Below are 18,487 nucleotides of genomic sequence, written 5' to 3'. Positions count from 1 at the left end.
GAAAAAAATTAGTTATCATTTCCTGGTGCAGAAATAACCATTTTCATCTTGCCAGTGAATATAAAATTCTTCATCTGATTAGGAATTATTAAATTGGTACCTATATCTAAATCATAAATCTTCGAATTAACTTCAAGTTTACCTGAGCCTTCAATGACTGTTACCAAAAGGTAAGGTTTATTATTCAACCCAGTCTTCCATTTACCATCCAAACTGATTTGCCAGAGATGAAAATGAGGTGAAACAGGCGGACAAACTAAGGTTTTAATGACAGCATCTTGCTCCTTTTTAACCTGAACATCAAGTTTAGGATCAACATGCGGCACCGTTGTAACGTCAATTGACTTTTGCGTGTGTAATGCTCGTTTTTGACCCGTTTTTTGATCTATCCGATCATAATCATATAAGCGGTAAGTTACATCACTTGATTGTTGCGTCTCAATAACTACAATACCTTTTGTTAAAGCATGAATTGTTCCAGCAGGAACATAAAAGAAATCGCCTTTCTTGACGGGAACTTTGCGAAGGAGTTTATCCCATTTACCTTTACTAATCATATCGGATAATTCAGCGCGTGATTTTGCGTTATGACCATAGATTAAGTATGAACCTGGATCGGCTTGTAAGACATACCAGCTTTCAGTTTTGCCACTATCATTTTCAACTTTACGAGCATACTCATCGTCAGGATGAACCTGTACGGAAAGATTGTCATTGGCATCCAAAAATTTTACTAATAATGGAAATTCCTTACTTTTAGGATTACCAAAAAGTTCAGGATGCTCATGGTAAACTGTCCGTAAGCTCTTGTTTTTTAAATCACCTGTCTTAACGGTTGAAGCATCATCCTTATAGCCTGATATTACCCACGCTTCACCAATTTGTCCCTCAGGAATATCATAATTAAAGATAGTCTTTAACTTACGGCCACCCCAAATTTTAGGTCTAAAGTATGGTGTTAAAAAAATTGGTTCCATCTATTTCACCTCATATATAAGTTTAAACTTTTACTCTCTAAAATTAAAACCATTTTTTCAAATATGAAAACTTGGTCTAAAACCAGATCTGAAAGGTAATTAAATATTCATTTTTTAATTATCGTTTGACAGATCCATCTTCTATATTTTAAATGATAATAGACAAAAAGCCTATCAGAATATGGACTGATAGATTTTTTACAATAATATTTTCTAAAATCTTAAATAAAAATACGATAACATTTTGTGAAATTTTGTTTCCAAGCGATAAAATTATTAACTTTTATTGTGTACATATTCATATTTTTTTGCTTAGAAAAGATGAATATAGCGCAAGCAACATTAAGACTATTTCCGCAATCAATAAAATTACTGCAGTTATTCTTAGATGGCTTTCAAACCTCAGCCTAAAAACAAGATATAAAAATGCTATTAATTATTATTCAGCTTCTGTCTATAACCCAATTATTACATGGAAATGAGTTCTTGACAAAATTAAAAATACATTACAAAGATAAAGTTATTCCGCATCAGCGTGTCAAGATAATAAATAATTTGTTGATATAACTTAAAAGCAATGGTTCAAAATAAACCATTGCTCTCAGATATTTTTAAATGGAGATGAGGGGAATTGAACCCCTGTCCAAACGCATCCCGTCACTGACATCTACGATTATAGTTATATTATTTGAACTTCACTAGCCCAAAACGCCATATAACAGGGCTAGAATGGACTAGCTAACCTGTAATGACTCTTTTTAACTATTCAGATGAGGTAGTTAAACGTAACTCACTAAGTTGATACTTGAAACCAAACGTGAGTAATTCGGTAACAAGCAACACATGCGCTTAAATTAAGCAGCTAATGCGTAAGAATTTTCTTTATTTGCAGTTATAAAACTGTGACGTTTTTACGTAGACGTGACCTACGAACCGCAGTCAATGCGAATCTACGCCTGTCGAATCCCAAAACATCCCCGTTTAAGACGACATTATTATAGCATAAAGGTGATTGCATTACTACTGGCAGCTGTTATCAGCAATTTTACTTTTTTAAAAAACAAATTTGTCAAACGCCTGCTTAATACCATCATCATCATTGGTTGATGTAACATAATCGGCGTGTTTTTTGGCAGCATCGGATCCATTACTCATTACTACTGCGCTTCCGGCAACATTAAACATCGGAATATCGTTTTGCTCGTCACCAATAGCCAAAATCTCGCTAGTCTTAATTCCTAGTTTTTCGGCCAAGAACTCTAAAGCTGCGCCCTTATTAACATTTTGATGCATAACTTCTAAAAAATAAGGATGTGCTCGAACTACATAGTTATTTTGACCAAATTCTTTAATGACATCATCCTCAATCTGGTCTAATTTTTCTTTTTCATTACCAAAAACAGCTTTAATAATCTGGTGATCTTTAGTCAATTCTGCTGGCTTTCTTACCAAGACCCCAGCACTATTTTCCCATGCCTGAACCACCGTAATCCAATTGACATCCAAGTTACTGGTAATAATATTGCTATCAGCATCCACAATATTGTATGAAACATTGTGATCATATGAATATTGATCAATTTTCTGATAAGTGGCAAAATCTAGCCCTGCTTTTTTTATTAATTTACCTGTAACCGACTCAATCACAGCACCATTAAAAGTAATCACATATTGGTCATCAGTTACAATATCTAATTCATGTAAAAAGTGCTTAACTCCCGCCAAAGGCCGTCCTGAGCACAAAACCACTTTTACTTGTTGGCTTACTGCTTTTTTAATAGTGGTGATTGTTGATTCTAATAACTTTCCGTTACTATTTAATAAAGTATCATCAACATCAATTGCTACTAATTTAATCAATTATTTCTCCTTGCGTTATTTTCTTTAGTTCTTCAGTTATAGCCTGTCTTATTTTTCCATGTTTATTTGCATCATACTGATATTTTGAATCAGTCCAAAAACTCGAATCATACAACCAAACAGGCTTTGCCAACCTTTTAGAATTTTCTGTTAAGTATCGTGGGAATACATGTGCATGCAAAAAATTATCAGTATTTCCTAAAATATCATAGTTAACCCTTTGACATGAGCATACTTTTAATAGGATATCCCCTACCAAACTCATATCACACAAAAATGATGTTCTTTCATTAATTTCTAAATCATTCAAAGAAGGTACTTTTCTTTTAGGTAATATAACGCAATAACCTGGTAAAAACTGTGTATCTCCAAAAGCTACAAAACTTCCAGTTAGTTCCGCCATTACCATTGGATTAGTACCATTTATTGCAGAACCAATTCTGTCATCACGCCAATCCCTCATATTCTCTCCCCTTTAACCTATTTATTTATCATAACAAAAATTATACAAAAAAACCGCTAAGATTTTTTCTTAACGGTTTTTCCGAAGTTTAATTTAAATGTGCCAAACGAACGACATCACGTTCAATCATCAATTCCTCATCAGTTGGAATAACAAGTGCTTTAATTTTCGAGTCTGGTTTTGAAATAAATTTTTCGCCATTAGACTTATTAGCCTCATAATCAGGTTCTAAGCCCATAAATTCAAATGATTTCATTACTTCTTCCCGAATACCAGCATCATGCTCGCCAACTCCGGCAGTGAAAATAATTGCGTCAACACCTTTAAGTTCAACGATATATGATCCAACATATTGTCTTACCCGGTTAACAAAAATTTTACGCGCAAGTGCTGCTCTTTGTGCAGAATTGTTTTCAAGATCGCGCATATCAGAAGAAATTCCTGAAATTCCTAATAAGCCTGATTTATCATTTAAGATATCAATCATTTCATTAATATCAAGATGATCTTTATTCATAATGTATTGTAAAACAGATGGATCAACATCGCCTGAGCGAGTACCCATGGTGATTCCAGCTAACGGAGTAAAGCCCATTGAAGTATCATATGATTTACCATTTTTTACAGCCGTTACCGACGCACCAGAGCCAAGATGGCAAACAATTAATTTTAAGTCTTCGACATCTTTTTTTAGCATTTGACCGGCACGACCAACAATATAACGAACTGAAGTACCATGAGCACCATACTTACGAATACCATATTTTTCATAGTATTCGTAAGGAATTGAATAAATGTAATGCTCTGGGTCTAAAGTTTGATGGAAAGAAGTATCGAAGACACCAACTTCCGGTACATCAGGTAGTAATTTCATGAAAGCTTCAATTCCCTTACCTTCAGCCGGATTATGTAACGGTGCATATTCTTTTAAATCATAAATCTTTTGCAATTTTGCTTGATCAATGATGGCAGAATCAGTAAAATCTTCTCCCCCTGCAACTATTCGATGACCTACGCCGACAATTTCGCTTAAATCGTCAACTACATGGTAGTCTTTTAAAGCCTTTAATAGCAGATTAACAGCAGTTTCTTGATCTGGAATAGCAATTTCTTCCGTATGCTTTTCGCCGTTTGCCAATTTAATTTCAAAAGAAGAGCCATCAATTCCAACTCGATCGGCAATTCCTTCTGCTAACACTTTTTCTTCTGGGATTGCAAACAATTTATATTTAAAAGAAGAGCTGCCTGAGTTAATTGCTAAAACTTTTTTCATAAATGATATTCCTCCATACACATAATTTAGACTTTTTCACAAATTAATGAATATTTTTAGTATACCACTCATTTAGTTTAACATTAAGCTTGATTAGGTCTTCTTCGTTTTTAAAAGAGTCCAACTTTGTGAGAAATACTTCACAATTTTTTGCTTGCTCGCCGTGGTTTTGAAATACTAACACTGACTTTTGGTTAAACTTATTTTGAAAGAGATTATCGGGTAGCTCAATTATTGCCCGGAGATATACTTTCTCCGACAACCAAGGCATAAAGTCACTTCCACCTTTACCAGAAAGTATTGCTTGCGGTACAACCAAAAAAGCATAGCCATCTGGCCGCAAACTTTTAATAATTTGTTCAATAAATAAGAAGTGAGCAAATGAATGGCCTTTTTCAGCTTTAGTAGCAAAATTTGCAGCATTGTCATCGTCTGGATAGTAGCCAATTGGAATATCGCTTACAACAATATCTGGCTTGGCAAAAAGCCAAGGTGTAAGAGCATCCTGACAGAATAACTCAATATCAATCTTATTCAAATGTGCACTGATATCCGCAAAATTGAGCATTTCTTCATCATTATCAATTCCAAATAATTGAAAATTGCTCCGTGAATGATTAGCTCTTTTTAGTTGGTTAATTATTGAAAATAATAAATTACCTGATCCAATAGCCGGATCCACAATTACCTGTTTTTTATCTGGCAAAAGTTTTTGCATAAACATTGCAATAATTGTTGCGATAATTGGTGGTGTTGGCATTTGATTAGGATCTAGTCCATCTTCATTAATCGCCTTAAGTGTTAAATACGTAAACAGCTGAACTTTAACTTGTTGAGTCAACTCATCATAATGCAGATCAGCGTATTTTTTACTTAATTTAGCCACAGTTTCCTTATCAGGTGCTCCTAATTCAACCTTGATCTGGTTGTTTTCCAAATTATCAAATGTTTCTGTTAGAGCTTCACCAAAAGAGACATTCAATGCCTCTTGCAAGCAATTAATACAATCTAAAAATTTATTAAACAGTTCTTCTATATTGTTCATCTCGTGTCCCCTTCTATTTCATTAAACATTTTAATAGAAAGAAGGCAATTCAAGCAAGCAAATCAATTATTTAGTAGGTATTGGATTAGTAATAAATTATTTTGCATGCAATCACGAAAAATCAACTGGTAAAATTGGACAAAAATTAAACAAGTACTTAAAACTAACACACTACTAAGTAATGCACTTGCTTTAAACTTGGTGAATCTTTTTATTAGCATTTTTTTCCTTCTTTTTCGGAATAGGATCAAGCTTAAAATAAATTTCTGACTTACGACCATCTTCTTCAGTTATCGTTATTTTAATTTGCCGATTTTTAGTGACAAAAAAGGCTCTTTTAATATTTAAAAGAAGTGGCATGTGCCCGCCCTCGGGGGTAGTGACGCGAATCATATTTTTGTAATGCGTCAAAAGATAAATATTTGATTCGCCGTCTTTAGTAACTTTTTCAACAGCGGCTTGCCGTGAATTCGACGCCTCTGGAAATGCGAAGACCGTCTTAACATCTTCATCTGCTAAAAACTGATTAAATTGAACATAACTGAAGACAATATCATCGGTATGATGCTGCAAGTGATTAGACACAGTAATTGTTTTTATTAACCCTTGCAGAGTTACTACAATTAAAAGTGTCACCATAACTGAATAGATGGCTTCTGCTATTAAAAAACCATTATTTCGTGATCTGATAAGTTTTTTTATCTTCTGTGTCATAAACTTTTTTATTACCTACTAATTGATAAACGTGATTATGAACTGTAATTTGAGCTAGATCGCATTTTTTCATGACATGCCAGGCGTATACACGATCAGTTTTTTCTTCCATTTTTTGCTCCAAGGCACGACTTTGACCGACGATTAGCGCCATAATCACAACCCCAGAAATAGTTATCAGCAATGCTACCATGCTTTCTGCTATTAAAAATCCTGTTAGCTTAGTCTTTACCATTTATTGCACGTCCCCACATCATTTGTAATCGAATTCGTCTTGTTTCATGATGATTAGTAATGACGACCGTATGCGGTGCCATTGAACCTTTGGCGGATATTTTAAAGTTGGCTAGATTATATATCTCGATTTGAGAGTTGATTTTAATCTTGCGGTAATCATGACTTCTTTTAATAGATAAGTATTTCGATTCTGGATAAAAACTGATTATGGTTGGCTCATGCTCAATAGTTGATATTCTTGCAGCCTGCTCAATTGAGCTTTTAACTTCTCTAGCAGTATTATCCAAAATTAACTTTTCATTATATTTTTTAAGGTAAATTGTTCCAAGCATCACCAAACTAATTGAAATGGTTGAAGTAATCATCATCTCAATAAGGGTAAAGCCTGATTTTTTTGCTTTATTCTGTGGCTTTTTGAACAACACCGTCTACAACCGTATAACCTTTAGCCTTTTCAAGCTGCTTTTTAGTTAAATAGCCATCATTAAACATATTTTTAAAGTTAATCTCCTTACCGTCACGATCTTTATCATCCTCATATAAGTTGGCCTGTGTCTGTAATGTGGTTTTAAAAGCATCATTTGTTTTTTCATTGGCACTTTGTTTTTGCTTAGCTAAGTTCGGTGCAATTATCACTAGGAGCATAACAATAATTGCTACAACGATAACCATTTCAATTAAGGTAAATCCTTTTGCTTTTTTCTTTTTAATATTTTTCGTAATTAAATTCTTGTTCATTTTTCCTTCTTCTAGATGCTTTGCATCATTGCATACATTGGTAGTAGCAACTTAAGATACACCCCAATAATGCATAATCCTATTAAAATAAAACAAACCGGCTGGACATTAACAATCAGCTTAGTAATTCTATTGGTCAAATCAGTAAATAGTGTCCGACCTAATAGCAAACATCTTTTACTGAGATCTTCTTTTTTGGAACCCGCTTTAACTAAAAACAGTAATTCATTCGGCAAAAAATACTCATGCTTGATAATCTCCGCTAAATTCTTTCCAGCCAATAATTGTTTTCTAATTTTTTCACCGATAAATTGTTGTAATGAACCTTTTTCTTGAATTGCGGCATATTCACACATTTTCTGTAATGAAAAACCACTCGCAAGCAGCATTCCGATATCGTATATCAACAAATATTTAACATATAAACTAATCAAGTTTCCGATAACAGGAAAATGAGCTAATTTATTTAAAGAATGGTAGTCCTGCAATCTTAGTAGGTTCATTATCTTAACCAAATAATATAAAAATAACAGACTCAAAAATAATAAAATGAGTAACATGATATCGCCTGTATGCTCATTAGTAACAGCAAATTGATTTGAAACAAAGGTTTGCATAAAAAACAATAAAAAGATCATCATTAGCGCTAAAACAAATGGATAAGACATTTCTGCTTTTAGTTTTTTAATTTGGTCATTTTTTAACCGGTTTAGAGTTGCCAGTTGCGATAAACATTCAACTAAATTGCCTTGCCTCAGCGCCAATGCAACTTGTGTTGCAGTTGTTTTTGAAAAACCTAATGTCAGCATTAAACTGTTCAAACTGGTACCAGATTGAATATTTTTATTTAATTGAACGAGCAAATCTTTTCGCTTGGGCCATAAAATTGGCATTAATTCCAAGCTAACACTGAGCGAAAAACCATTTGCCAAACTATTTTGTAAATAATCTAAAAAATTAAGCCGCTCTTGATTAGTCAGTTTATCCTTTTTTAAACCGTTCATATACCTGGGCACTGATCTGTCCTCCCTCACATAATTTAGTTAAGTTACTGGGCCAGTTAATAAAATCTGAACGGATACTCTGACTAAGTGCATTTGTTAGATCGTCTTCTGCTGCAATATCCATTAAACAGGACGAACCATTTACAGTCGGTAATAACCGTTGATAACAAATTGCGGTAAGACAATTACTTAACTCATTAGCATTAACATGAAGGCTTTCTAACCTTGATAGTGTCTGCAGTGTACTTTTTGCATGCACAGTGGCGAAAACCAAATGGCCACTTAAAGCAGCATCAACTGCCAGCCGTGCAGTCGCGCTGTTTCGTATTTCACCAATAATTAAAATATCTGGGCGATGGCGCATTGCAGCTTCAAGAAGTTTAGTGTATGTGATGCCAGCCTCAAAATTAACCTGTGTTTGTAAAAATGACTTTTCCTGGATTTCCACTGGATCTTCAATTGTCATCACCATTTGGCTCTTGCTCATGCGCTTAGCCAATTTGTACATCGTAGTTGTTTTTCCCGAACCAGTGGGACCGCTTGTTAGAATAAGCCCTCTTTTTTGCGTCAATTTTTCTAAACGCTGCAGCTGTTTACTGTAAAAAAACTTACTTGCACCAATTCGATAAATTATCCTGATAACAAGTGATTCATTATCGTTATAGTCACCGATACTTGATAAACGTAAATAATATTTTTCGTGGTTAAATTGATATTCAAGCGCTCCAACTTGCGGCCGGCGATGTTCAGCAATGTCCATTTGTGCCGCAAACTTCAAAAAATTAATTACTTCCCTTCCTTCATTTACAGAAAATGATCTTTGCCGTTTAATACCAGCTATTGTGCGCAAGCTGATAATCAGTTCTTGATTCTGAATTAAAAAGAAAATATCACTTGCATGTTTTTGAATCGCTTGTTCAATCAGTGAATTAACCGTTTCTTTAACTCGCATAAATACCCCCTTATTTTTGTCACCAGTATTAGTTACGCCAAAAAACGATTTTATTTTTTAAAAAGAAAAATTTTTAGCAAACAAAAAGAGCAGCATTTGCATGCTGCCCTTTTTGCGCTTAAATACCAATCGCCCCAATCAAGCTCGCTTAGAAGGGGTGGAAAACAGTCTCTCACTCTAAAAGATAATGTTTGTATTTGTATAGATTTGTATAGAATATTATGTAATTAATAAAATCTCTAGAAAAGAATAATTTTTTGTATGTTTTCTTCTCACCCATCTGTTCTCATAAGAGATCTACTGTCTTTGTCGAAAAGTCGTTCTTTTAGCAAACTTAAACGAATTTATTAGTTCTTTCGCCTCGATCCAATTAGTATTTATTGCACTTAACCCCAAAGGCATCACACTCCTTTCCATTCGCAAATCGTTAAGCGGAAATAAAGAACAATTAGTACATAGTTCAAAGTTTGGCCACTTATTGAAAAAGTAATGCTACTTTTAATTAGACCATAAGTACACAACAATTACATTTCTTAGACTAGAAGCATTGCTAATTTATTTTATTGAGAACTTTAAAGAAGACCATACCTATAAAACTCAGTTCCTAAAAATATGCTTACTATTCTTTAAACTTTAAGGTATTTAAAGTTGAACAATTGATTTATAAATATTAATTTATATAATAATTAAAAATAAAAAATACCACTTTTAAAATTTGTATTATTAGCATATTAGGTGTTAACTTTTATAGCCGTTTTATACTTAATTTAGTAAATTTACTGTTTATTTTACTATCACAAGTGATACTATTTATGTATAGCAAAAAAGTAGTCAAGTTCAAATAACGGCTACCTGTAGTAAAATTACTACACACTATAACAATTTAAAAAGTCTTTGCATAATTTATTTTAAAGATGGCTATATTATAATACCATGTTTGATAGTGTTCAAGCCAAAAAATAATCGTTTGTGATACTTTTTAGAGGAAAATTACCATGAATGTCTATACGAGAATATATAAAACTGCAAAAAGTCACGGAATGTCAGTCAAGGAAGTAGCAAAAAAAGCTCACATAGGTGAAAACAGTATTTATCGTTGGAAAGTGATCAGACCTTCCCTTAAATCTTTAACCAAAGTAGCAAAAGTTCTTCACGTTTCGACAGATTTTTTACTTGGACAAAACAATAGTGTTGGTATAGATCTTGCTGACACTTCCATACCCTTATTTTATCAAGGTCGTCCTATTCCTGATAAGTACATAAAGATGTTAGAATTTCTCATGGAAGAAGACATTCACGAAAATCAAAAACGAATTAGGACAAATTCATCTGAGTGACTAATTTGCTAATAATGCTTTTTATAGTAATCTGTCCTAGCTTTATACTTCATATAAGAAATTTATCATGTCAAGCAAAAGACAAAAATTGCTCAACTAGCTTTTCTCAAATAATTTGTTACCAAAACCAGTTAAATTTAAATTGCTAATGCAGCAACATCCGGTTCCGTACTATAAATAATTAACTTATCCTATGGATCAAATCAATAACTTTATGATGAAAATTAACAGTACGTGATTTTTGGCTGTAAAACCATTAATTTAGTATTTATTTTAAGTTATATTCTAAAAATCACGTAAAATATATCTATTTTTAGTAAAAAATATTCGTTATTCAGCATTAATTTGCACTACACGTTGAAAAATCAGCTAAAATAAAAACCCTTTAGAAAAGTTTCAAACTAATCTAAAGGGTTAATTTAAATATTTTTTTGTTTTAAAATCAACATAATACTAATCTTCATCAGCTGCTGCAGTGTAAACATTTTGAACATCATCATCGTCTTCAAGTGCATCAACTAAGTTAGCAAATTGATCCTTCTTTTCTTCTGGAACTGGCGTCGTGTTCTCTGGAATCATTGTAAGTTCAGCATTAGCAAGCTTGTAACCAGCCTTTTCCAGTGCATCACGAACTTGAGCGAATTGCTTTGGATCAGTGTAAATTTCAAAGGCATCGTCACTGGTTTGCAAATCATCACCACCGGCGTCCATTACGTCTAACAACATCTGATCTTCATCAGCATCTGTTGTTGTCCGATCAATAACAATGTAACCTTTGCGATCAAACATATAGGCAACTGATCCAGTAGCACCAAGTGAACCACCATTACGAGTAAAAGCTACTCGAACAGCTGAAGCCGTCCGGTTCTTGTTATCGGTCAAAGCCTCAACAAAAACAGCAATACCACCAGGAGCATAACCTTCATAGGTAATCTCGTCATAATGCTCGTCTGAATTTCCTTCAGCCTTCTTAATAGCCCGATCAATATTTGTCTTAGGCATGTTGTTGGCCCGAGCCTTGTCCATCACCATTCGCAAGTTAGGATTCCCAGAGGGATCAGGACCACCATTCTTTGCAGCCATATATATTTCACGAGATAATTTTTGGAAAATTTTACCTCTCTTTGCGTCTTGCGCATTCTTGCGGCCTTGAATATTGTGCCATTTTGAATGTCCTGACATAAGAATCCTTCTTTCTTTTGGTAAATTATTAACGATATAATCTTACCGCACAGACACGGAAAATTCAATACTAGCAACAAGTTAAGGAAATTTTTTCTTTAATTTATATAATTACGCATTTTTCAAGGATAGCCTGCAATAATTTCGTGATTTACCCTAGTCATTCTCACTTTTAATTAGTAAAATGGAAACGTTAGTTTAATTTAAAGGAGAGAACTTTTGTGGAGGAAATAAATTCTAATCAGAAATTTATCTCGTGGCCCGTACTGACCTTGATGGCCTTTTGTACGGTTATTGGCCTCGATGATATCATGTATAATTTCCAAAACCAGGGAATGCCTGTTGTCACTTCCTGGATTATCATGTGTCTATTCTATGTTATTCCATACTCATTAATGGTTGGCCAACTTGGTTCGGTCTTTAACCATGAAGGTGGCGGACTTTCTTCATGGGTCCGGGGCACTAATGGCGAATTCTTAGGTTACTTTACTGCTTGGACATACTGGGCAGCTTCGATTCCTTATGCGGTCGATTCAGCTAATGAAATTATTGTTGACATCGGGTGGGCAATAACTGGCTCAGAGAAGTTTCAAAATCAGATTTCTAATACTAAGTTTGCTCTCATGACTTTTGCCATGTTCATTATTTTCATTATTATCGAGCATTACTTCTCGCGTTCAATGGAAGTATTGTCCACGATTGGTGGTGGATTAATGTTAATCATGACCTTAATGTTTGTCTTTTTGGCATTCTTAGGGCTAGCAAAATCCGGCGGCCACATGGCTACTCAACCATTTACTTGGAAAACCTTAATTCCAAAATTTGATATGCATTATTGGACAACTATTGCCATGCTGATTTACGCCTTAAACGGCTGTGAGTTAGTTGCACCATACGTTACCAAAATGAAGAAACCAAAATCAGATTTTCCTAAAGCTATGGTTGCCCTAGCTCTTATGACCATCTTCTTAACCGTTTTTGGATCATTTGCTCTTGGTATCTACTTTAACAGCTATCATATTCCAAATGACTTAAAAATGAATGGTGCCTACTATGTCTTTGATATGGTTGGACATCAATATGGAATGGGCAAGACCTTACTCTACATCTGGGCTTGGACTTCCGTATTTTATAACGCCGCTTTATTAGCCGTTTTACTTGATGCCATGACCAGAATGCTTATTTCTGACACTGGTGACAAATATATGCCCCGCTTTTTACAGAAAAAAGATAAAAATGGCTTGCCTATTAATGGCTACGTATTAACGGTTGCTCTATCAGCCTTCATCATGCTACTAGGTATCTTTTTGCCAGATATGAATGATATTTTCAACTGGTTACTAAACCTCAATGGCATTATTTCACCGGGTGTCACCTGCTGGATTTTCTTCTCATTTATGCAGATTCGGAAAAATTCCAAGAAGTTCCCGTCTGATTATGTCTTCTTAAAAAATGACAAGGTTGGTTACTTAGCTGGACTATTCTTGCTAATTGTAACCGCAGTTGCAACAATTCTCGGTATTGCACCGCAAGACGTTAAACAATTCAGTGGCTATTGGTGGTATGAATTAATCATTAATATTATTGCCATTGTTGTTTTAATTGGTCTTGGAGTAATTTTGCCAAGTATCAGACGCAGAGAAGAAGAATATGGCATTGCCTTTAGCCGCAATCAGTGGCTGATAATGTTCATTTTAATCATTGGTTCGATTATTTTTGATCTTTATCTTGGTGAGAAAAATAGCCTGTTCGGTGGTGCTAGCGTCAGCTTAGGTCAAATCAAATTAGGTATGAATATTGTCTTGATCATCATTGAGACGATTGTTGCTATTCTATTTTGTTGGCTTGTTGGTAGAAGAAAGCCAGTTAAAATTAATAATTAAAATAGAAAAGATTCATTGCGTCTGCAATGAATCTTTTTTCGTGTAAAAGCTAATTTTTTAACGAGGTAATGGCCTTTTCTACTATATAATATACTTAATAAATTAGTAATGAGGAGAGTAAAATGACATCTATCCCTTTTAAAGCAGTTGCAGTTGATATGGACGGTACTTTTGAAAATGATGACAAGCAATTCGATCATCAGCGGTTTGAAAAAGTACTGACCAGATTGCGTGCCCAACACGTTCACTTTATCGTTTCAAGCGGTCGGCCGCTTTCCCGTTTGCGCCAAGACTTTTTTGAATTTCTTAATCGGATCGATATCGTTGCTGACAACGGCTCAATTTTAACCCAAGATAATCAAATTATTGCCCGCCATGTTTTTACATATAAAACTGGCATTAAGTTAATCAACTTTATTCAGGACAATTATCCAGAAGTAAAAATAGCAGCTAGCGGTTTGGATCGAGCTTACATGAATAAAAGAGCGCCAGCTAAATTCAAGAGCTTAATGCACTTCTTTTACCCTGACTCAGTGGAAGTCAATAACTTAGTCGATATTCCAACAAGTGATAGCCTTACTAAATTAACGCTAAGCTGTTCCTCTGAACTCGCTAGTGAACTTGAGCGTAAATTTAATGCCAGTAATCCCGAACGAATTCATTGTACAACAAGTGGCTTTGATAATATCGACGTGATGCCAGCTGGTGTCAATAAGGGGCAAGGAATCAAGTACTTTTTGCGTTACTTCAATGTTAAACCGGAAGAGCTTATTGCTTTTGGTGACGGCATGAATGACAAAGAAATGATTGAACTTGCTGGCTACAGTTACGCAATGAAAAACGGCGATGAGCGGTTGAAACAAATTGCTAAATATGAAGCTCCTTCTAATAACGAAATGGGGGTTTTGCAAGTGCTTGAAAACTACTTAGATGGAAAACAGTACTAAAATGAACTAAGAAATATTTTTTAAAGTAAGAGGAATAATTCTTCATGAGCTACATCGAAGTTAAAAACAATTTCAAACGTTACCAAACAGGTGATACGGAAATTTTAGCTAACAATAATGTTAGTTTTACAGTGGAAAAAGGCGAATTAGCAATTATCCTAGGTGCTTCAGGTGCTGGAAAATCTACCATTCTAAATATTCTTGGCGGAATGGATACCAATACCTCTGGTGATGTCATAATTGATGGCAAAAATATCGCTAATTACAATAAGCGTGAATTAACCACTTATCGCCGTAATGATATTGGCTTTGTCTTTCAGTTTTATAACTTAATCCAAAACCTGACTGCCAAAGAAAATGTGGAACTAGCATCTGAAATCGTCAGTGATGCTCTTGACCCTGTCAAAACACTTGAAGATGTCGGACTTAAAAACCGGATTAACAACTTTCCGGCTGAACTGTCGGGTGGTGAGCAACAAAGAGTAGCGATTGCACGTGCCGTGGCCAAAAATCCTAAGATTTTGCTTTGCGATGAACCAACTGGCGCTCTTGATTACCAGACTGGTAAAAGTGTGCTGCAAATTATCGCCAATATGAGTCGTAAAAAAGGTGCCACAGTTGTCATAGTTACCCACAATAGTGCTTTGGCACCGATTGCTGATCGGGTAATTCATTTTCATGACGGTCAAGTTACTAAGATTGATCAAAACGCTCATCCCGAAGACATTGCTAACGTTAAATGGTAAAGAAGGCTAACAATGACAAAAATAATTTGGAAAGATTTTTGGGAGTCAATTAAACATACCAAAGGGCAATTTCTGTCAATCATGGGCCTAATGATGATTGGGGCTTTTGCTTTGGTCGGCTTAATTGTCACTGGACCCGACATGCGCGATACCGGTAATCATTACGCTAATCAGCTCAATACTGCCGATCTGACTGTTATCTGCAATTATGGCTTTGACCATGATGATACCGCCAAGATCAAAAAAGCCAAGGGTTTAGAAACAGCAGAATTTGATTACATGACCGATACGGTTTTAAAAAATACGCAAGAAAGTTTTCGCGTTTTTTCCAAACCCAAAAGTGTTGGTAAATATGAAGTGCGTCAAGGTCGACTACCTAATAAGCAAAATGAGGTGGCTTTAGCTGCGCATTACGACAAGCGCTACCATCTGGGGCAAAAAGTTAGTTTTACTGAAAAGAAAAATATTCTTGGCACTACCCTCTTAAAGCGCCAAAGTTTTAAAGTTGTCGGTTTTGTCCGTTCTAGTCAAATTCTGTCAAACGTTAATCTAGGTCAAAGCAATAGCGGAACTGGTGAGCTAAAAGGCTATGCCGTAGTAATGCCACAAGCATTTGATCACACCGTTTATACCGTAGCTAATTTAAGATACCATGATTTACGTGGACTCGATTCTTTTGGAAAAACTTATAATAATAAAATCAGTGTTCATAAAAAAGAGCTGCAAAAAGTACTTAAAAATGGTGCCGAAAACCGCAAGGATCGGATTACTGCTGCGGCATTCAAGAAATTACGACCAGAAGAAAAGAAATTAGCGCAAGCTAAAACAAAAATCTATACGGCGCGGCAGCAATTAATTACTGCTGAAAAACAACTAACTGCGCAAAAAGAGCTATTAGCAAGAAAAGCCGCACAAGCTACCACACCACAGGACCAAATGCAGCTTAAGGGGGCACAAGCTAAATTAACTGCCCAGGCCCAAGTACTACAAAGGCAAAAACAGGCACTAGCCAAAAAAGCCGCACAAGCTACAACTGAAATAACTTCTGGCCAACAAAAACTAACAAAAGCTAAAAAGCAAATTAAAAAATTAGCACTTCCAAGCTATAGCGTTTATAACCGCCGAGAAGTTCCCGGAGGAGAAGGTAACTTAGTTTATACCACTGTTGCTCGTGTCGTCGAAGACTTAGCTAAGGTATTCCCGATTTTCCTTTATTTTGTTGCGGCTCTTGTTACCTTTACCACAATGAACCGGTTTATTGATGAAGAAAGAATTAATTCCGGAACTTTAAAGGCCCTCGGTTACGATGATTATGTCATTATTAATAAGTTTGTTTTCTATGGCTTCTTGTCAGGGACAATTGGAACAATTATTGGCATTTATCTGGGACACACGTTAATGCCGCAGATTGTGTATCACGCTTATTATAAGTCGCTGACTCTTCCACCGATTGAAGAACATTTTCAATGGCAAATTAGTTTGGTTGCCCTGATTTTATCTTGGATAAGTTCAGTTTTACCGGCTTATTTGACCGCTAAAAACGAATTTCGTGAAAAGCCTGCCTCCTTGCTTTTACCTAAACCCCCAGCAGCAGGCTCTAAAATTCTACTGGAAAAGATTCCCTTTATCTGGAATCATCTCAGCTTCACTCACAAGGTAACTGCACGTAATATTTTCAGATACAAGAAGCGAATGTTAATGACTATTTTTGGCGTCTGCGGTGCTGGTACACTCCTATTTGCTGGGTTCGCGGTCAAGAACTCAATTAGCAATATGAACAATCGCCAATTTTCTGATTTAATCCATTACAACATGATTGTAGCCGAAAAGAAGCCACTATCAGATACCCAGCAACAGAAATTAACAACTAAGCTTAAAGAGCCAAATATTAAATCGGCTACTCCGGTTTATTATGAGTCAATGTCCAAAACGGCCGGTAAGGCTGGTGATACACAAGATATTACTCTGATCGTGCCCAAACACAGTGATGTACTTAATCAATATGTTCACTTAAATAACCGGCGCAATCGACAAACAATTCCATTAACAAATAATGGTGTTGTAATTTCGGAGCGCTTAGCAAGTCTGTTGCACGTTCAAAAAGGTGACCATATCACTTTAACTGATGAAAACAATCAACGCCGGTCAATGAAGATTGATGGCATTACGGAAATGTACATGGGACATTTTGTTTTCATGAATCAAAAGCAGTACCAAAAAGTCTTTAACCGCAATTACAAAACGACTGCTTACCTAGTAAACTTGAAAAATACATCCCGTAAAAATACCAGAAAAGTGGCGGCCGAATTTATGAAGTTAAATGGTGTTGCTGGCGTAGTTCAAAATACGGCGGTGAGTCAGGAATTAGATGTCGTTGTGCAGTCGCTAAACATGATTATGGTAGTCCTTATTATTGTTGCGGGTCTTCTTGCCATCGTGATCCTTTACAATTTAACTAATATTAATATCGCTGAACGAATTCGTGAACTGTCAACGGTAAAGGTATTAGGCTTTTATGACAACGAAGTAACGATGTACATTTACCGCGAAACAATTTTATTAACTATTATTGGTATTCTAGTTGGTTACCTTGGTGGCGATTTACTTTACCAGTATATTCTTTACGTAGTACCGCCCGATAACGTGATGTTTAATCCTGCTCTATCTGCCTCAAGCTTTATGTGGCCACTAGGAGTAATCGGAATTATTACAATTATTCTTGGCTTCATCGTAAATAGCAAATTGAAAAATTTGGATATGCTGGAAGCGTTAAAATCAGTTGATTAAACTAAATATTATCTAGTAAATTTAATAATTTAATACCCGACTCCACGATTTTACTGGAAGCGGGTATTTTTTAGATTAACTTTCAAGTCAGCTTTTGCCCGCTGCTTAATTTTAGCGACTGCTGGGCCCGTTACTTCTACCTCAAACTCACAAATTTGCAACTTTTAACTAGCCTTTCCAATTGCAACAAATATTGATTATTTCTAGCATAAAAATATTCACCCACTTTGAATCATAATTAACCTGTCGTTTTTTGCTCAACTTCTTTAACTGTTTGTAAATACGCAAGCGGCCTAATTAATCTTTTAACGTCCATTTTTTATTAATTAAAAAAGTAAAAAT

General features: G+C 35.2%; 17 protein-coding genes and 1 other RNA gene. 5 read left to right on the top strand and 13 right to left on the bottom strand.

Annotated features, from left to right (window positions below):
• Positions 1-8: 8 nt before the first annotated feature.
• From J3U73_RS01515 to comGA, 12 genes are all read right to left on the bottom strand, one after another.
• Entirely contained in the window at positions 9-977 is a 969-nt protein-coding gene (locus tag J3U73_RS01515; protein ID WP_267409380.1) for a type I phosphomannose isomerase catalytic subunit, read from the bottom strand.
• Positions 978-1,590: 613 nt separating this feature from the next.
• Positions 1,591-1,956: a transfer-messenger RNA gene (gene ssrA / locus J3U73_RS01510) on the bottom strand.
• A gap of 74 nt (positions 1,957-2,030) precedes the next feature.
• Positions 2,031-2,837 (bottom strand): Cof-type HAD-IIB family hydrolase, encoded by an 807-nt coding sequence (locus J3U73_RS01505; RefSeq protein WP_267409378.1) that lies wholly within the window; start codon positions 2,835-2,837, stop codon positions 2,031-2,033.
• On the bottom strand, positions 2,830-3,300 hold the full coding sequence (locus tag J3U73_RS01500) for an HIT family protein (RefSeq protein WP_220235316.1): 471 nt from the start codon (positions 3,298-3,300) through the stop codon (positions 2,830-2,832). Before J3U73_RS01500 ends, J3U73_RS01505 begins: the two co-directional genes overlap by 8 nt.
• An 88-nt stretch (positions 3,301-3,388) precedes the next feature.
• The gene (locus J3U73_RS01495; RefSeq protein WP_220269451.1) at positions 3,389-4,573 is read right to left on the bottom strand and encodes an acetate/propionate family kinase; all 1,185 of its coding nucleotides are present in this window, start codon (positions 4,571-4,573) and stop codon (positions 3,389-3,391) included.
• A 43-nt stretch (positions 4,574-4,616) separates the two neighbouring features.
• Entirely contained in the window at positions 4,617-5,618 is a 1,002-nt protein-coding gene (locus tag J3U73_RS01490) for a class I SAM-dependent methyltransferase (protein WP_220235314.1), read from the bottom strand.
• Between the two features lie 192 nt (positions 5,619-5,810).
• Complete coding sequence (locus J3U73_RS01485; protein ID WP_267409377.1) at positions 5,811-6,332, bottom strand: ComGF family competence protein; 522 nt, start codon at positions 6,330-6,332, stop codon at positions 5,811-5,813.
• Entirely contained in the window at positions 6,292-6,567 is a 276-nt protein-coding gene (locus J3U73_RS01480) for a hypothetical protein (protein ID WP_267409376.1), read from the bottom strand. The genes J3U73_RS01485 and J3U73_RS01480 overlap by 41 nt, the downstream gene beginning before the upstream one ends.
• Positions 6,554-6,991: a prepilin-type N-terminal cleavage/methylation domain-containing protein gene (locus tag J3U73_RS01475; RefSeq protein ID WP_267409375.1), complete on the bottom strand. Its 438-nt coding sequence runs from the start codon at positions 6,989-6,991 to the stop codon at positions 6,554-6,556. The genes J3U73_RS01480 and J3U73_RS01475 overlap by 14 nt, the downstream gene beginning before the upstream one ends.
• Positions 6,969-7,307, bottom strand: a complete 339-nt coding sequence (gene comGC, locus J3U73_RS01470) for a competence type IV pilus major pilin ComGC (RefSeq protein ID WP_267409374.1) — start codon at positions 7,305-7,307, stop codon at positions 6,969-6,971. Before comGC ends, J3U73_RS01475 begins: the two co-directional genes overlap by 23 nt.
• A gap of 11 nt (positions 7,308-7,318) precedes the next feature.
• Positions 7,319-8,311, bottom strand: a complete 993-nt coding sequence (locus J3U73_RS01465) for a type II secretion system F family protein (RefSeq protein WP_267409693.1) — start codon at positions 8,309-8,311, stop codon at positions 7,319-7,321.
• Positions 8,289-9,263, bottom strand: a complete 975-nt coding sequence (comGA, locus tag J3U73_RS01460; RefSeq protein ID WP_220269447.1) for a competence type IV pilus ATPase ComGA — start codon at positions 9,261-9,263, stop codon at positions 8,289-8,291. Before comGA ends, J3U73_RS01465 begins: the two co-directional genes overlap by 23 nt.
• Positions 9,264-10,258: 995 nt before the next feature.
• Between comGA and J3U73_RS01455 the strand changes: the two genes are divergently transcribed.
• Positions 10,259-10,600: a helix-turn-helix domain-containing protein gene (locus J3U73_RS01455; RefSeq protein ID WP_267392808.1), complete on the top strand. Its 342-nt coding sequence runs from the start codon at positions 10,259-10,261 to the stop codon at positions 10,598-10,600.
• Between the two features lie 453 nt (positions 10,601-11,053).
• Here the strand turns inward: J3U73_RS01455 and J3U73_RS01450 are convergent, their stop codons facing one another.
• The gene (locus J3U73_RS01450) at positions 11,054-11,782 is read right to left on the bottom strand and encodes a YebC/PmpR family DNA-binding transcriptional regulator (protein WP_220269445.1); all 729 of its coding nucleotides are present in this window, start codon (positions 11,780-11,782) and stop codon (positions 11,054-11,056) included.
• Between the two features lie 275 nt (positions 11,783-12,057).
• Here J3U73_RS01450 and J3U73_RS01445 point away from each other — a divergent pair, with 275 nt between their 5' ends.
• The 4 genes from J3U73_RS01445 to J3U73_RS01430 all read left to right on the top strand — a co-directional run bounded on the left by J3U73_RS01445 (position 12,058) and on the right by J3U73_RS01430 (position 18,145).
• Entirely contained in the window at positions 12,058-13,665 is a 1,608-nt protein-coding gene (locus J3U73_RS01445; protein ID WP_374106791.1) for an APC family permease, read from the top strand.
• Positions 13,666-13,787: 122 nt separating this feature from the next.
• On the top strand, positions 13,788-14,612 hold the full coding sequence (locus J3U73_RS01440; RefSeq protein WP_267409373.1) for a Cof-type HAD-IIB family hydrolase: 825 nt from the start codon (positions 13,788-13,790) through the stop codon (positions 14,610-14,612).
• A 44-nt stretch (positions 14,613-14,656) separates the two neighbouring features.
• Entirely contained in the window at positions 14,657-15,358 is a 702-nt protein-coding gene (locus J3U73_RS01435; RefSeq protein ID WP_220269444.1) for an ABC transporter ATP-binding protein, read from the top strand.
• 12 nt (positions 15,359-15,370) lie between these two features.
• Positions 15,371-18,145, top strand: a complete 2,775-nt coding sequence (locus J3U73_RS01430) for an FtsX-like permease family protein (RefSeq protein ID WP_267409372.1) — start codon at positions 15,371-15,373, stop codon at positions 18,143-18,145.
• Positions 18,146-18,487 lie beyond the last annotated feature (342 nt).

The sequence above is a fragment of the Lactobacillus sp. B4005 genome (assembly GCF_026536045.1).
Lineage (GTDB): Bacteria > Bacillota > Bacilli > Lactobacillales > Lactobacillaceae > Lactobacillus > Lactobacillus panisapium.
This window is presented reverse-complemented; position numbering and strand designations above follow the sequence as displayed.

Coding starts and splice junctions, on each gene's coding strand:
- J3U73_RS01515 (WP_267409380.1), bottom strand. CDS start 977: ATGGAACCAATTTTTTTAACACCATACTTTAGACCTAAAATTTGGGGT.
- J3U73_RS01500 (WP_220235316.1), bottom strand. CDS start 3,300: ATGAGGGATTGGCGTGATGACAGAATTGGTTCTGCAATAAATGGTACT.
- J3U73_RS01495 (WP_220269451.1), bottom strand. CDS start 4,573: ATGAAAAAAGTTTTAGCAATTAACTCAGGCAGCTCTTCTTTTAAATAT.
- J3U73_RS01490 (WP_220235314.1), bottom strand. CDS start 5,618: ATGAACAATATAGAAGAACTGTTTAATAAATTTTTAGATTGTATTAAT.
- J3U73_RS01485 (WP_267409377.1), bottom strand. CDS start 6,332: ATGACACAGAAGATAAAAAAACTTATCAGATCACGAAATAATGGTTTT.
- J3U73_RS01480 (WP_267409376.1), bottom strand. CDS start 6,567: ATGGTAAAGACTAAGCTAACAGGATTTTTAATAGCAGAAAGCATGGTA.
- comGC (WP_267409374.1), bottom strand. CDS start 7,307: ATGAACAAGAATTTAATTACGAAAAATATTAAAAAGAAAAAAGCAAAA.
- J3U73_RS01465 (WP_267409693.1), bottom strand. CDS start 8,311: ATGAACGGTTTAAAAAAGGATAAACTGACTAATCAAGAGCGGCTTAAT.
- comGA (WP_220269447.1), bottom strand. CDS start 9,263: ATGCGAGTTAAAGAAACGGTTAATTCACTGATTGAACAAGCGATTCAA.
- J3U73_RS01455 (WP_267392808.1), top strand. CDS start 10,259: ATGAATGTCTATACGAGAATATATAAAACTGCAAAAAGTCACGGAATG.
- J3U73_RS01450 (WP_220269445.1), bottom strand. CDS start 11,782: ATGTCAGGACATTCAAAATGGCACAATATTCAAGGCCGCAAGAATGCG.
- J3U73_RS01445 (WP_374106791.1), top strand. CDS start 12,058: ATGGCCTTTTGTACGGTTATTGGCCTCGATGATATCATGTATAATTTC.
- J3U73_RS01440 (WP_267409373.1), top strand. CDS start 13,788: ATGACATCTATCCCTTTTAAAGCAGTTGCAGTTGATATGGACGGTACT.
- J3U73_RS01435 (WP_220269444.1), top strand. CDS start 14,657: ATGAGCTACATCGAAGTTAAAAACAATTTCAAACGTTACCAAACAGGT.
- J3U73_RS01430 (WP_267409372.1), top strand. CDS start 15,371: ATGACAAAAATAATTTGGAAAGATTTTTGGGAGTCAATTAAACATACC.